Annotated in this window: 17 protein-coding genes; 14 read left to right on the forward strand and 3 right to left on the reverse strand. The window is 69.6% G+C overall.

Going from position 1 to position 14,024, the window contains the following annotated elements; all coding sequences use genetic code 11:
- Window positions 1-195 precede the first annotated feature (195 nt).
- Window positions 196-1,074: an aminoglycoside phosphotransferase family protein gene (locus ACFUTX_RS15195; RefSeq protein WP_378866489.1), complete on the reverse strand. Its 879-nt coding sequence runs from the start codon at window positions 1,072-1,074 to the stop codon at window positions 196-198.
- Window positions 1,075-1,309: 235 nt separating this feature from the next.
- Between ACFUTX_RS15195 and ACFUTX_RS15200 the strand changes: the two genes are divergently transcribed.
- A complete protein-coding gene (locus ACFUTX_RS15200; RefSeq protein WP_378866822.1) occupies window positions 1,310-1,612 on the forward strand; it encodes a YciI-like protein in 303 nt (100 codons plus the stop codon).
- 199 nt (window positions 1,613-1,811) lie between these two features.
- Here ACFUTX_RS15200 and ACFUTX_RS15205 read toward each other — a convergent pair whose 3' ends face one another.
- Window positions 1,812-2,330, reverse strand: coding sequence for a Type 1 glutamine amidotransferase-like domain-containing protein (locus ACFUTX_RS15205; protein WP_378866825.1), 519 nt, complete (start codon window positions 2,328-2,330; stop codon window positions 1,812-1,814).
- 740 nt (window positions 2,331-3,070) lie between these two features.
- On the opposite strand from ACFUTX_RS15205, the gene ACFUTX_RS15210 reads away from it, so the two are divergent.
- The 13 genes from ACFUTX_RS15210 to ACFUTX_RS15270 all read left to right on the forward strand — a co-directional run bounded on the left by ACFUTX_RS15210 (window position 3,071) and on the right by ACFUTX_RS15270 (window position 13,570).
- Window positions 3,071-3,388: a hypothetical protein gene (locus ACFUTX_RS15210; RefSeq protein WP_378866492.1), complete on the forward strand. Its 318-nt coding sequence runs from the start codon at window positions 3,071-3,073 to the stop codon at window positions 3,386-3,388.
- 734 nt (window positions 3,389-4,122) lie between these two features.
- The gene (locus ACFUTX_RS15215) at window positions 4,123-4,644 is read left to right on the forward strand and encodes a GNAT family N-acetyltransferase (protein ID WP_378866495.1); all 522 of its coding nucleotides are present in this window, start codon (window positions 4,123-4,125) and stop codon (window positions 4,642-4,644) included.
- A 57-nt stretch (window positions 4,645-4,701) separates the two neighbouring features.
- Entirely contained in the window at window positions 4,702-5,529 is an 828-nt protein-coding gene (gene ppk2, locus ACFUTX_RS15220; protein ID WP_378866498.1) for a polyphosphate kinase 2, read from the forward strand.
- Between the two features lie 43 nt (window positions 5,530-5,572).
- Entirely contained in the window at window positions 5,573-5,794 is a 222-nt protein-coding gene (locus tag ACFUTX_RS15225) for a hypothetical protein (protein WP_378866501.1), read from the forward strand.
- A gap of 41 nt (window positions 5,795-5,835) precedes the next feature.
- Entirely contained in the window at window positions 5,836-6,252 is a 417-nt protein-coding gene (locus ACFUTX_RS15230) for a hypothetical protein (RefSeq protein ID WP_378866504.1), read from the forward strand.
- A 265-nt stretch (window positions 6,253-6,517) separates the two neighbouring features.
- Complete coding sequence (locus tag ACFUTX_RS15235; RefSeq protein WP_378866507.1) at window positions 6,518-7,312, forward strand: SRPBCC family protein; 795 nt, start codon at window positions 6,518-6,520, stop codon at window positions 7,310-7,312.
- A 115-nt stretch (window positions 7,313-7,427) separates the two neighbouring features.
- Entirely contained in the window at window positions 7,428-8,066 is a 639-nt protein-coding gene (locus ACFUTX_RS15240; protein ID WP_378866510.1) for a MerR family transcriptional regulator, read from the forward strand.
- Window positions 8,063-9,016: a hypothetical protein gene (locus ACFUTX_RS15245; RefSeq protein ID WP_378866513.1), complete on the forward strand. Its 954-nt coding sequence runs from the start codon at window positions 8,063-8,065 to the stop codon at window positions 9,014-9,016. The genes ACFUTX_RS15240 and ACFUTX_RS15245 overlap by 4 nt, the downstream gene beginning before the upstream one ends.
- Window positions 9,013-9,366, forward strand: coding sequence for a DUF2834 domain-containing protein (locus ACFUTX_RS15250; protein ID WP_378866516.1), 354 nt, complete (start codon window positions 9,013-9,015; stop codon window positions 9,364-9,366). Before ACFUTX_RS15245 ends, ACFUTX_RS15250 begins: the two co-directional genes overlap by 4 nt.
- Window positions 9,367-9,426: 60 nt before the next feature.
- Window positions 9,427-11,142 carry an IlvD/Edd family dehydratase gene (locus tag ACFUTX_RS15255; RefSeq protein ID WP_378866519.1) on the forward strand — a complete coding sequence of 572 codons (1,716 nt, stop codon included), beginning with the start codon at window positions 9,427-9,429 and terminating at the stop codon, window positions 11,140-11,142.
- Window positions 11,143-11,172: 30 nt separating this feature from the next.
- The gene (locus ACFUTX_RS15260) at window positions 11,173-12,090 is read left to right on the forward strand and encodes an SMP-30/gluconolactonase/LRE family protein (RefSeq protein WP_378866522.1); all 918 of its coding nucleotides are present in this window, start codon (window positions 11,173-11,175) and stop codon (window positions 12,088-12,090) included.
- Window positions 12,087-13,109, forward strand: a complete 1,023-nt coding sequence (locus ACFUTX_RS15265; RefSeq protein WP_378866525.1) for a zinc-binding dehydrogenase — start codon at window positions 12,087-12,089, stop codon at window positions 13,107-13,109. Before ACFUTX_RS15260 ends, ACFUTX_RS15265 begins: the two co-directional genes overlap by 4 nt.
- Before the next feature lie 32 nt (window positions 13,110-13,141).
- A complete protein-coding gene (locus ACFUTX_RS15270; RefSeq protein ID WP_378866528.1) occupies window positions 13,142-13,570 on the forward strand; it encodes a nuclear transport factor 2 family protein in 429 nt (142 codons plus the stop codon).
- 54 nt (window positions 13,571-13,624) lie between these two features.
- Here the strand turns inward: ACFUTX_RS15270 and ACFUTX_RS15275 are convergent, their stop codons facing one another.
- On the reverse strand, window positions 13,625-13,969 hold the full coding sequence (locus tag ACFUTX_RS15275) for a hypothetical protein (RefSeq protein WP_378866531.1): 345 nt from the start codon (window positions 13,967-13,969) through the stop codon (window positions 13,625-13,627).
- Window positions 13,970-14,024 lie beyond the last annotated feature (55 nt).

Below are 14,024 nucleotides of genomic sequence, written 5' to 3' on the forward strand. Positions count from 1 at the left end.
ACCTCCGTGGAGCGGATGTGAGGGTGGTACCCACATCGTCCCGGAGGTCTTCGCCTACCTCAGGTGTTCACAACGTGTCGGGGAAGAACAGCTAGCCCGCCACCCAGTGGCAGCAGCGTTCCGAAGACCGCCATACCAAGGCCTCCCGCGACAGAGGGCCGAGGCATGGACGGCGCTGTGCCGACGGCGGAATCGCTACCGCGTGTCCACGAGGATGCGCTCGATCACGGCGCGAGACTTGCGGGATTCCTCGGCGGGATCGTGCGTGCCGGAGGCGTCGGCCAGGGTGAGCATCGTCTTCCACAGCGCCCATGCACGGCCTCGGATCCACGTCGCCTCGTCCCACGGCATCCGCTCCCGGAACACCGCGCGCGCCGGATCGTCGAGCACCGTCCATGCGATAGCCAGATCGCACGCGGGATCGCCCACACCTGACGTGCCGAAGTCGATCACGGCGCTGAGGCGTCCGTCGCGTATCAGGAGGTTGCCAGGAGCAATGTCGCCGTGAAACCAGACGGGTGCCGATGTGATGCCGGCGTCCCCCGCGGCATCCCAGATCGCTTGCGCCGCCGTGGTGTCGATCCGGCCGTCGAGCTCAGCGAGGCATCGTTGCACGTCCGCGTCGTAGACCTGCGGATGCGCACCGCGCCAGAAGCTGTGCGGACCGGCCGTCGGCGCATCCCGCGTGTCCACTTGGGCGAGCGCCGTCAGGAACTGCGCGAGGTCGGCGGCGAGTGCCGTGAGGTCGAGGTCGGGAACGTCAAGCGCGGGGGTCCCCTCGATCCAGCGATAAACCGACCACGGCCGGCGGAACTCCCTTGTGGGCGTGCCCAGCGCAACCGGCACCGGCACGGCGAGCGGCACGGCAGGCGCGATCACGGGCAGCCAGCGCTGTTCCTTCGCGACGGCGGCCGCGTAACCATCCGCGCTCGGCAGGCGCACCAGCAGTTCCTCGCCCAGCCGAAACGTGCGGTTGTCCCAGCCACCGGGGATGACTTGACGAATACTCAATCCGCGCCATTGCGGAAACTGCGCGTCGACCAGCCGCCGCACGAGCTTCGCATCGATCTCCACTCCTTCAGCCTCCCCGACAGTCGGGCTCCGCGTAGCTCTGAACCGCCGAACGCCGATGGACTGACGCGGCCCCGAGAGTCGATGGGGAGTGCTTCGCAGGGATGCCCCGAACGACGCCCGACGGTCCGTGAGAGTGCGGGCGTGGTCGTACCCGGATGCCCCGCTTCTGATCAGCCTCGTCGATTCCCGCCCTGTGACCGGGCACGCCAGGAGTTGTCGATAGGTTCGATTCATGATGCACGCGGTCCTCCAGTACACCTACGGCGACGACTACCTCGAATCCCGGGAGCAGCATCGGTCGGCGCATCTCGAACTCGCCTGGGCAGCTGTCGAACGCGGCGAGCTCGTTCTCGGCGGCGCGGTGGGTACCGGCCCCTATGAAGGCCTGCTCGTCTTCAAGGGCGAGGACGCTGTGGAGCTCGCCTCCACCTTCGCGGTTGCCGATCCGTACGTGACGTCGGGCATCGTCAAGTCTTGGACCGTCCGACCGTGGACCACGGTCGTCGGCAAGGACGCAGCGACGCCTGTTCATCCGTAGCAGCCCGACACTCAGTGGATCGACTCGCCCCGCCGACGACTGAGTTCGAGTCTGACTGTGACGCGGGCAACCACGACCCGCCCGCACACCGCGTCCGCCTTCATCAGGACACGACCCGAACGGGGGAAGGATCGTCGCGGGAACTGCCCAAGAGTCCGACGATCCTTCCGTGAGGTGTCCGGGGCTGCCCGAAGCCGGCTCATGCTCCGATCGTGGAGACCAGCACGCCGCCCTCGGCGGGCAACACGCGCCAGACACTGCCTTCGCCCTCGACCCGCAGACCTCCGTCGCCGACGATGAGTGCCGTACGCCCATCGATGCCGAGCGCGCCCGCAATCATCCCGGATTCGGTCGCGGCGACGAGTCTGGACAGCACGCCGCGCTGAGCGACGTGCACCTCGATGGCCACGTCGACGAGTCCGATGCCGGCCTCGATCTCCAACTCGTCATCCGACTCGCCGGGGTCTCCGGGTGAGACGGGCACGCCGCCGATGCGGGAGCCGCCGTTGAGTGAGCCTTCCGCTGCGATCATCGCGCCCGCGGAGATCCCGAGGTAGGGCACTCCCTGGGCAACCAGGCGGCGCAGCTCGCCGAACACCGGCTCGAGCCCAGCGCGCACGTCCTCAACGACCCCGCCGCCCACTGCGACCCCGTCGAGGTCGTCGATCGCCTCGAGTCCGACCGGCGCTCCCGCCGTCAGGTGCAGCTCGATCGGGATTCCCGCTGCGGCGTGGACGAGAAGTTCGCCGAGTGCGGCGGCCTTCTCTTCCGCTTGGGGCTCGCTCCCGAAATCTTCTACCCAAGATCAAGATGAATCCGAGCAGCGTAGCCTTCTCGTGTGATCGAGCAGGTCTACCCGTCCGCTGCGGAGGTGAGGCGACGCAAGGCCGATCGATCCAGGAGCTTGACGTGGGGCTGGTCGCTACTCTTGGCCGGAGCGTTCTGTGCGTTTTGCGCACTGATGTCCGCGGCGGTGGGCGGGATGTGCGTCAGTTCGTATGACCAGTGGATGTCGGCAGCGAACGACGCTCGCGAGTTCTCGATGTGGCCATTAGAAGCTCGGTGTCTTACAGCGGTCGAGGACGACCCGGGTCGAGCCGCATTCTCGTGGGGCTACACAGGATTCTTTTACGGCGGACTTTCGGCGGTCCTCGCAGCGATACTCATCTTCATTCGCACAGCGGTTCGCAGCAGCCGATGGCGACTGTGATCTAGGGATTGTCGGCTTCACGGCGACGGGGAGTTGTTCCTGACGCCATCACGGGCGGGCGGTCCCGCTGCGCGGGCAGTAGGCCGCGCGGGCGCCACTTTGCGGCATCCGCCTATGCCTTGCGACGCAGCGGATGCCGGGAACTGCAGCGCCAGGCGCCCCGAGCCGAGAAGACAGCAAGCGAGACCGTTGGCCGGTAGTCGTCGCATGGGTAGACCCGGGGGTTTGCCGGACGTACGGGGGAGGCGATGAGCGACGCGCAGATCCCCGACGTTGTTGAGACAACGGACGGCGTCGGAACAATGGTGCAGACGACGATCGAGATCGATGAACGCCGGTTCGTCCTTGCTCAGGCGCAGAACCTCCCCGAGCTCCGTGATCGGATCGAGGCCGCGATCCAACGTGGGGGCGGTTTCGTCAGCGTCGTCGTCGTCGGTAACCGAGAGGTCAGCGTGCTCGTGAACGGGTCGCAGTCGATCATCATGACGGTAGCGACCGTGCTTCTCGACGTCCGCGACACCGGTGACATCGCCGAGCCCTTCGGTGGTTTCTACGACCTTCCCTGACGGGGCTCCCCCGCAGGCGCGCCAGTTTGCGGCATCCGCCCCTGATTTGATGCGCAGCGGATCCCGGAAACTGCAGCGCGCGGGCAGCTGAAACGCAGCGGACGCCGGAAACTGCAGCGCTCGACCGACCCGAAGCCGCACCCCCGCACGCACCGGATGGCGGTCGCCCCGCCGCGGACTGGGGGGCCGTGGCGGGGCGACCTGACCGGCCGCACGACTCCGCCCGTCGACGGAGCGGGGTCCCGGTCCCCGGTAGGTTACGCAGAACCGGTCATGCCATTCCGGCCGTTTCCGTGCATCTGTGGATAACTCGTCGCATCGCTCGTGGAGAAGAGACGAACGGGAGGACGGCGCCCAACGAATAAGCCGGGCCCGGGCGCTTGGGGAGCCCGGACCCGGTCGACCTTCCCCCTCCCTGAAGGGTGAATCGGTCGGCGGAAACTGCACGGGGGGATCGTCTCCGCGTGGGTGCTGGGGACACCCGTAAGCACCCTAGCAACCCGGCTGGGCTCGCACCGGCAATGACTGCGCGATGTGTCCCTGCCATTCCCGAACCGGACCGAACACGCGGACGCGCAACACGCACACACCACGCCCTCCGCGCAATCGCTGGTGCCGGTGCCCCACGCGCCCTATCCTTTTCGTCGCGCCGCCGCCGATCGCTCTCGACGAAGACGGCGGGCGCTGACCAGGGCGGAGTTCTCGAGGCGCGAAGCGCAGGGGGAGGGGATCAGGTGGCCGCTGCACCGGAGCCGGAGATCCGCTTCCGGCGTCTCACCGAGGTCGCGACATCCGCCGTCCGCGAATTGCTCAACGAGCCGCGCAATGCGCGCCACATGCCGTTGGCCGGACGCTTCGACGACGCCCAGACCGCGGAGTGGGTCCGCGCGAAGGACGCGCAGTGGGAAGAGAACGGGTACGGGCCGTGGGCGGTGTTCCTCGACGGTGAGTTCGCGGGTTGGGGCGGGTTTCAGCGGGAGGATGCCGGACCCGACTTCGGGCTCGTGCTCTTCCCCGCGTTCTGGGGTGCCGGCGCCGACATCGCCCGAGCCGCCTTCGCTGCCGGATTCGACGAACTGGGCTTCGACGAGATCTCCGTGGCGCTGCCGTACTCGCGCACGCCCGGCGACGTGATGGCGAGGTGGGGGTTTGATCCCGTCGAAGACGGCGAGTTCGACGGAGTGCGCTTCCGGCGCTATCGGCTCGCCCGCGACGCGTGGGCGCGGTCCGCGCTGATCGCACCGCGCGACGGCTGACGCATGGGATGACGAACGGCCGCCGCGGTGCGGCGGGAAACGAACTGAGGGGGAGCAGTGGCGAAGAAGCAGGCAGACGGGACACCCGTGACGCGGGTGCCCAAATCGGTCTACAAGAAAGAGCTCAAGCGACTGCAGGTCGAACTGGTCGAGATGCAGCGGTGGGTCGCCGAGACCGGCACGCGAGTGGTCGTGATCTTCGAGGGCAGGGATGCCGCGGGCAAGGGCGGTGCGATCAAGCGGGTCACCGAGTATCTCAACCCCCGCCACGCGCGCGTCGTCGCGCTCGACAAGCCCTCGAAGCGGGAGAAAGGGCAGTGGTACTTCCAGCGCTACATCGAGCGCCTGCCCACGAAGGGCGAGATCGTGCTCATGGACCGGTCGTGGTACAACCGCGCCGGCGTCGAGCGGGTCATGGGGTACTGCACGGATGAGCAGTACCACCGGTTCCTGCGGCAGGCGCCGCTTGTCGAGCAGATGCTCATCGACGACGGGATCATCCTGATCAAGTACTGGTTCTCGGTGTCGGACGAAGAGCAGCAGGCGCGTTTCCTCGCGCGGCGGGAGGACCCGATCAAGCTCTGGAAGCTGTCACCGACCGACCTCGAGTCCATCCGTCGTTGGGAGGATTACTCCCGCGCGAAGGACGCCATGTTCGCCGCGACCGACACGCCGGGTTCGCCGTGGTGGGTGGTCGAGAGCGACGACAAGCGCACGGCCCGCCTGAACGCCATCAGCCACCTGTTGAGCAGCATCCCGTACCGCCATCTCGAGCACGAGGAGATCGACATCCCCGATCGGCCCAAAGCGGACGACTACGAGCGCCCGCCGGTTGAGCAGTTCACCTACGTCCCCGACATCGCCGCCGAGCTGACCAAGAAGTAGGTCGTCGGTCCTCTCGGGTCGTCGAGGTTTGTAACGTGGCGATGTGGCCGATCGCGAGATTACGTTGAGTGCCGACGAGGCGCTGGTTCTGTTCGACATGCTCCGCCGGTGGGACGACCCGCGTAGCGGCCTCCCCGTCGACCGGGCGGAGCGCGCGGCGCTATGGGCTCTGTCGGCGGCACTGGAGCGAGTGCTGACCGAGCCGTTCGATCTGAACTACGTCGACATCGTGGCGGCAGCTCGCGAGAAGCTCGGGCAGCCGTGAGGCGCGCGCGTGCGGCGGCCGGTGCGCTCACCGTTGTCTCCGTGGTGCTCGTTCTCGCGGGGTGCAACCGCAACTACGAGTTGCTCGGGCCCTATGCTCTGGGATTCGACGGTGAGAACGTGCTGGTGGCCGTCTGCGAGGACCGGGTTGTCGACCGCCTTTTCATGTCTCAGGCCACGCGCACGGGAGGATCCGTCGAAAGCGAGAGGATCTGGGAGGCGAGGGGGGAGGCGAGCCTTTCGGCAGGAGAGTGGTTGGTGGTGTCAGGCTCCAATCCCGGCCTGGTGAACTCGAGGATGGTCGCCCCCGACCCTGGTCCGGGAGTGCGGTACAACATCGGCATCAACGACGTTCCCTCCCCGTACTACAGCGCGTCCTTCACGATCCCTGATGACGGACTGGCCGAGGGCGACTGGGTGTCGCCGACGGGAGATGTGCGCTCGACTCCCTGTGGGTAAATCCCGCGCGGGGTCTCGGCCGCCGGGCGTGCACAACGTCGGCGGAGGCCGCCGGTATGGCCGGGGCGGATGCCTCGGCACGCCGTGGCGCGACGGATCGCCGACGTTGTGCACGCCGCCGGCCGATCAACCCACCGGGCGAGCCCGCCGGGCCCGGATCATCGTTCGGATGGGCGCCGGATGCAAGGGGGTAGGGCGCCGGGCGACCACGACGTACCGTCGCTGGACGCGTACATGCGCGAGTCAACACCGGAGGAGGAGACGCATGAGCACGAAGGTGGAGAAGAGGATTCTCGTCAACGTTCCGATCAGCGTTGCGTACAACCAGTGGACGCAGTTCGAGGAGTTCCCGCACTTCATGGGCGGGGTGAAGTCGGTGAAGCAGCTCGACGACCAGAACCTCGAGTGGGTCGCTGAGATCGGCGGCATCCGTCGCCAGTGGAAGGCGACGATCCTCGAGCAGACGCCCGACAAGAAGGTCTCGTGGGCCGCGACCGAGGGCGCCACGAACGCCGGTGCCGTGACGTTCGAAGACGTCGGCGGCGGCCAGACCCAGGTGCATCTCGTGCTGGAGTACGAGCCCGAAGGCGTGGTGGAGAAGATCGGCGACAAGCTCCACGTGGTCGAGAAGCAGGCGGAGGGCGACCTCCAGCGCTTCAAGGAGTTCATCGAGGCCGAAGGCTATGCCACGGGTGCCTGGCGCGGGTCGGTCGGCGCGGACACCGACCTCGAGGAGCCGGGAATCGGTGCGGCCGCAGAGTCCCGCGGCGACAGCGGCAAGGCCGGCATCTCCGGCAAGGTCGCGGCCGGTGTGGGCCTCGCGGCAGCCGCAGCAACCGCAGCCGGGGTCGCGGCGGCGGTCTCCGGGTCGGGCAAGAAGCCCGAGACCGAGACCGAGACCGACGTCACGGTCGCTGTCGTTCCGGAGCCCGACGTGACCGTGGTCGACGCGGGCGCGACCGGGCGTCCCCTCTACGGCGAGTCCGTCGACGCCGACGTCCGGCAGACGGGAACGGCGGCGTCCGCCCTCGACGACGACGGTGACCCGCTCACCCGCTGACACGTCCCATCAGACCGGAAGCGGTCGGTCCGCGGCGTTCGCGCTGCTGGCCGGCCGCTTCGTCATGTGATCTCTACCTATTGATATTTGCGCTATCGATAGTCATACTGTCGACGTGAGGATCTCCGAGCTCAGTGCGCACGCCGGTGTGAGTCCGGCCTCGATCAAGTTCTACACGCGCGAGGAGCTCCTGCCCGCCGGCGAGCGGACGGGCTACAACCAGACCGACTACACGCAGGCACACGTCGACAGGCTGCGCCTGATCCGCGCCCTCATCGAGGTCGGCGGACTCTCCGTCGCGGCGGCGCGCGACGTGCTCCGGGCGATCGACGACGAGCGGATGCCGCTGCCCCACGTCCTGGGTGAGGCACAGCACGCCATCCCGAAGCGCTCCACACCCGCGCGGGCCGAATCCGTCCAGCGGGTCGTCGCCGCCGCCGCCGAACGCGGCTGGTGCGTCTCGACCGACAACCCCGGCGTCGAGCTCGCCGCGGGCGTGCTCGACGCCTACGAGGTCATCGGCCGGCACGACCTGACCACCACGCTCCCGCAGTACGCCGCGGCCGCCGAGCTGGTCGCCGCCGCCGACCTCGACGCGCTCGACCGCAGCGGTTCGCGCGAGGCGATGGCCGAGACCGTCGTCGTGGGCACGGTGCTCGGCGACAGCCTGTTCGCGGGCCTGCGAAGGCTCGCCCAGCAGGCCGAGACCCACCGCAGGTACGGCACTCCCGAGAACGAGGAGAAGAAGTCATGACCGCAACGCTCGACCGACAGCCGGTATCGCTCGAACCCGTGCCGATGCCCGAGCGATGGCATCGCCCGCTTCTGGCCCTCGCCGTCGGGATGACCGCGCTCGCCGTCGTCTGCGGCGTGCTCGCCCTCGTCGACCCCCGCGAGATCCTGGGCCAGAACGCGTGGTTCAAGCCGCTGAAGTTCGCGGTGTCGATCGCGATCTACGCGGTCACCCTCGCCTGGCTCATCGGACAGCTGCGACGGTGGCAACGGGCGGCCGCCGTGGCGGGCACGATCGTCGTCATCGCGCTCGTCGCCGAGATCGTGATCATCGTCTGGGCCGCCGCTGCCGGGACGACGAGCCACTTCAACGTGACCACGCCGCTCAACACGACCCTGTGGTCGATCATGGCCTCGTCGATCGCGGTCGTCTGGATCGTCACCCTCCTCATCGGCATCGCCCTCTTCGTCAGTCCCACACCGGATGCCGCGCGCAACCTCGCGATCCGCGCCGGCGTGGTGCTGGGGCTGGCCGGCATGGCCGTCGCCTTTCTCATGACGGGGCCGAACGCCGACCAGCTGGACGACTTCCAGGGGATCGCGGGGGCGCACGCGGTCGGCGTGCCCGACGGGGGCGCGGGCCTGCCCTTCCTCGGGTGGAGCACGGAAGGCGGCGACCTGCGGGTGCCCCACTTCGTCGGCATGCACGCGCTCCAGGTGCTGCCGCTGACGCTGCTCGCCCTCGAGCTGCTCAGCCGGCGGGTGCCCGTGCTGCGAGATGTGCGAGTGAGATGGCGCATCATGCTGGTCGTCTCGCTCGCGTTCGCGGCCGTGCTCGGCATCCTCACGTGGCAGGCGCTGATCGGCCAGCCGGTGATCGCACCGGCCGGACCGGTGCTGATCGCGCTGGTCGGCGTGCTCGTCGCCGCACCCGTCGCCGCCGTCGCCGTCGTCGCGGGAGCCCGGCGATGACGCGGCACTGGACGCCGCTCGCGGTCGTCTACCTGGGGCTCGCGATCGCCGGCCTCGCGGTCACGTGGACGTTCAACCTCATCGCCATCGGCGAGAACAGCGCCTGGTTCGGCGAGTGGTTCACCAACGGCGCGGCGACGCAGTCGCTGCAGTGGGACCTGGTCGTCGTGGTGGCTGCCGCGAGCATCTTCATCGTCGTCGAGGGACGACGGCTCCGGATGCCGTGGGCCTGGGTGCTGATCCCGCTCTCGCTCCTCACCGCGGCGGCCTTCACCGTCCCGCTCTTCCTCGCCCTCCGGGAGCGGCGACTCGCCCGCCTCGACGCGGAGGACGGCGCGCTTCGCGGCTGACGCGCTACGCTACCCAGCATTCCCTCCAGACGGATCGCACGGGCAGAAAGTGGGAGCGCTGTGGCAGAGTTGCGCAGCTCGGAGTGGTACGCCGGCGAAGACCGGAACGCGTACATCCACCGGGCCTGGATGCGTCGCGGCGCACCCGAGTCGGCCTTCACGGGCCGCCCCCAGATCGCCATCGCCAACACCGCCTCCGACCTGACGCCGTGCAACGCGCACCTCACGGAGGTGGCGCAGTCGGTGAAGAACGGCATCTACGAGGCCGGCGGCATCCCGCTGGAGCTCCCGGTGGTGTCGCTCGGCGAGACGCAGGTGCGTCCCACCGCGATGCTCTGGCGCAACATGGCGGCGATGGCCACCGAGGAGATGCTGCGCGCCAACCCGATCGACGGCGTGGTGCTGCTGGGCGGCTGCGACAAGACCATCCCGTCGCTGCTGATGGCTGCGGCATCCGTCGATCTTCCCGCTGTCGTCGTTCCCGGCGGCCCGATGCTCACCGGGCACTTCCGCAACGAGGCCCTCGGATGCGGCACCGACGTGTGGCGGCTGTCGGAAGAGGTGCGGGCGGGCACGCTCAGCCAGACCATGTTCCTCAAGAGCGAGTCGTCGATGATCCGCTCCAAGGGGCACTGCAACACGATGGGCACCGCCTCGACGATGGCGCTCGTGGCCGAGGCGCTCGGCACCGTGATCCCCGGTCTCGCCGGAACCCCCGCCCCCGACGCGCGACTGCTGGAAGCGGCCCACCTCACCGGGGAGCTCGCGGTGCGGCTGGTCGCCGAAGACCGGCGTCCTTCGACGTTCCTGACGAAGGCGAACTTCCACAACGCGATCGTGGCGCTCGCCGCGATCGGCGGATCGACCAACGCCGTCGTGCATCTTCTCGCGATCGCCGGCAGGCTCGGCATCGACCTCTCGATCGACGACTTCGACCGGATCGGCGCCGAGGTGCCGCTGCTGGTGAACCTGCAGCCGGCGGGCCGGTACCTGATGGACGACCTCTTCCGAGCCGGCGGCTTCCTCGCCGTGATGAAAGAGGTGAAGGACCTCCTCGATCCCACGGCTCTGACCATCACCGGTCATCCCTTCGTCGACTACCTCGACGAGGCGCAGATCTGGGACCCCGACGTCATCGCCTCGCGCGACAGCCCGCTCAGCCCGGCCGCGGGCATCACGGTGCTGCGCGGATCGCTGGCTCCCGGCGGCGCGATCATCAAGCCCGCCGCGGCCTCGCCGCACCTGCTCAAGCACCGCGGCAGGGCGGTGGTGTTCGACTCCATCGAAGACTTCCACGCCCGCATCGACGACCCCGAGCTCGACGTCGACGAGAACAGCGTCATGGTGCTCCGCGGCTGCGGCCCCAAGGGCTACCCCGGGATGCCGGAAGTGTCGAACATGCCGCTGCCCACGAAGCTGCTCGAGCGCGGAGTGCGCGACATGGTCCGCATCTGCGACGGACGGATGTCGGGCACGGCGTACGGCACAGTGGTGCTGCACGTCACTCCCGAGGCGGCGGCCGGCGGACCGCTCGCGCTCGTGCAGACCGGGGACTGGATCTCGCTGGACGTGCGCGCCGGCCGGCTCGAACTCGACGTCCCCGCCGACGAGCTCGCGGCTCGCACCCCGAACCAGGCGACGGTCGACGGCTTCGCCAGGCCCCGCCGTGGGTGGGAGCGCCTCTACGTCGACCACGTGCTGCAGGCCGACCGCGGCGCCGACCTCGACTTCCTCGTCGGCTCGTCCGGATCGAGGGTGTCGCGTGAATCCCACTGACACGGTGGCGCCACCCCGGGGCGGTGCGCGATGACGGCGTACGCGGACGTTCCGTCCCTCGGCACCGCGCGGGTCGCCACCGAGACCGTCCACTTCCTCGGGGAGGGACCGGTGTGGGATCCGATCCGGGACCGGATGCTGTGGGTCGACATCATGCTCGGGGCCGTGCACACCGGACTTCTGAGTCTCGACGGGTCGATCACCCCCGAGGACCGCTACGACTTCCCCGACACGGCCGGCGCCGTGGCGGTCTCGCAGGACGGCGAGCTTCTCGTGGCGGGCGTGCACCGGCTTCACCGTCGCGGCCCGGACGGCGTCATCACGTCAGGACCGGCCCTGATCGGCGGCGATGAGCGCCGCTTCAACGACGGCAAGCCCGACCCCGCCGGCCGCTTCGTCGTCGGAACCATGGGCCCGGGGAACGAGCTGCTCCTCCGGATCGACGGCGACGAGGTCGGCGTCCTCGACGACGACCTCACCCTCGCCAACGGCCTCGCCTGGACCGCCGATGGTCGGCGCCTGTACACCGTCGACACCTCCGCCCGCCGCATCTTCGTGCGCGACTACGACCCGGGTGACGGTGTGGTGGGAGAGCGCCAGCTGTTCCTGCAGCTCGAGGAGGGGCATCCGGATGGCATGACCATCGACGAGGAGGGGCACCTCTGGGTCGCGGTGTGGGGTGGGGGCTGCGTGCTCCGCGTTTCGCCCCGAGGCGAGATCGTGTCGCGCGTGGATGTGCCGGCGCCGCACACCTCCTGCCCGGTGTTCGCCGGTCCCGACCTGGACGTGCTCGTGATCACCACCGCCCGCGAGAACCTGTCGCCGGGCGATCTCGAGAAGCACCCGCTGTCGGGCCGCCTGTTCACCATCCGGCCGGGGGTCCGAGGGCTCGCGCCGCACTACTGGAACGGCGTCGCCCCCGCGTCGGCCGCGGTGCCGCCGCGATGAGGGCGCTCGTCATCACCGGCCCAGACCATGCGGAGGTGCAGGATGTCGCGCCCCCGGAACCCGCGGTCGGAGAAGTGGTCGTCGACGTGTCCCGCGCCGGCATCTGCGGCACCGATGTCGAGTTCTTCACGGGGGAGATGGCCTATCTGCGCAGCGGCGATGCCGCCTATCCGATCCGTATCGGCCACGAGTGGATGGGAACCGTCACGGCGCTCGGGGCAGGGGTCGACCCGGCATGGCTGGGTGCGCGCGTCACCGGCGACACGATGCTCGGCTGCGGCCGGTGCCGCCGATGCACGAGCGGCCGTCAGCACGTGTGCGAGGTCCGCGACGAGATCGGCATCCGCAACGGGCGTCCGGGAGCACTCGCCGAACAGCTCGCCGTGCCGGCCCACGCCCTCCACCGGCTCCCCGACGGTGTCGACGACGTCGCCGGGGCCCTCGTCGAGCCGGGCGGCAACGCGTACCGGTCGGTGGAGGCCGCGGCGCTCGCGCCGGGGGAGCGGTGCCTGATCCTGGGGCCGGGCACCATCGGACTGCTGTGCGCGCTGTTCGCGCGCGCGCGGGGCGCCCAGGTCCATCTCCTCGGTCGCAGCGCACGGTCGCTCGACTTCGCGCGCTCGCTCGGCTTCGAGGGTGTGTGGACCGACGACGACCTTCCCGCGGGCCCGTGGGATGCGGTCATCGACGCCTCGAATGCGACGCATCTGCCGGCGCGCGCTCTGGAACTCGTCGAGCCGGGCCGGCGGGTCGTCTACGTGGGGCTCGCCGGCGCGCCCTCGATGATCGACACCCGTGACCTGGCGCTGAAGGACGTCACCGCCGTGGGGGTGCTGAGCGCCTCACCCGGGCTCGCCGGAACCATCGCGGCGTACGCGAGCGGCGCCGTCGATCCTCGCGGGCTCGTCGCTGCGACCATCTCGCTGGAGGAGCTGCCGGCGGTGCTCGCCGGCGCCCGCCCGGCAGACGCCGGACCCGGCCCCAAGATCCACGTCGACCTGAGCGACCCGCGAGCCTGAGTGGGCGGCGAGTGTCGGGGGCGAGGGGAGAGATGGCCGACGAGGGCGAGCCGGATGCCCCCGCCGACGTGCCCGCCGACGCCGACCGGCGGGCGGAGGCCGAGGTGCTCGCGGCAGCGCGCGAGCGGGCGGCGGCCCTCGCGACCGGTGACGTCCCGGGACTCGAACGGCTGCTGCATCCGCTCTTCACCTGGACCTCGCACGTGGGGGATCGCTTCGCCCGGCGCGCGTACATCGAGCGAAACACCGCGGGCCCGGTGCAGTGGCACGGCCAGCGCCTCGAGGATGTCGACGTGACCGTGGTCGGGGCGACGGCGGTGCTCTCGGCTACCGTCGTCGACGACGTCACCACCCCGGCAGGACGTGCCGAGTTCCGGATGCCGGTCACCCAGACGTGGGTCCACACTCCCGGCGGCTGGCAGTGCCTGGCCGGGCACGCCGGTCCCCGCCTCGACGGTTAGCGACCGGCTCGCGGCCGAACGGCCGGAGCGGCGACGGCACGGCGGCGCGAGCGGCTAGATCTGGTCGCCGAACGCCGCGTCGCTCGACAGTTCGCCGGCATTCTCCTCCGGAGTGACGCTCGGAGGGTTGCGAAGCAGCTCGATGCGCTGCCGCATGTAGTCGGCGGCCTCGGGATTCGAGGGCGGCTGGAGGTCGGAGTTCGTGGACTCGGCGATGAGATTCGTCGCCGAGTTGAGAACGAAAGTGGCATCGACCTCGTTGCCGTCGGGTCCGACCGCGCGCACGGTGACCGTGTCACCGCTCCGCTCGGACGCGAGGAGTCCGGCGTACTCCAGCAGCAGATCGGCGGACTCGTCGTCGAGGAACAGCGACTTGTCAGCGAAGGACAGATGCTTCATGCGGCAAGCGTCGCGCATGACCCCGCCCGGTCGAAGGTCGTTGACATCCCCGGCC

Origin of the sequence: Microbacterium sp. NPDC057407 (assembly GCF_042803895.1) — a bacterium.
Lineage (GTDB): Bacteria > Actinomycetota > Actinomycetes > Actinomycetales > Microbacteriaceae > Microbacterium.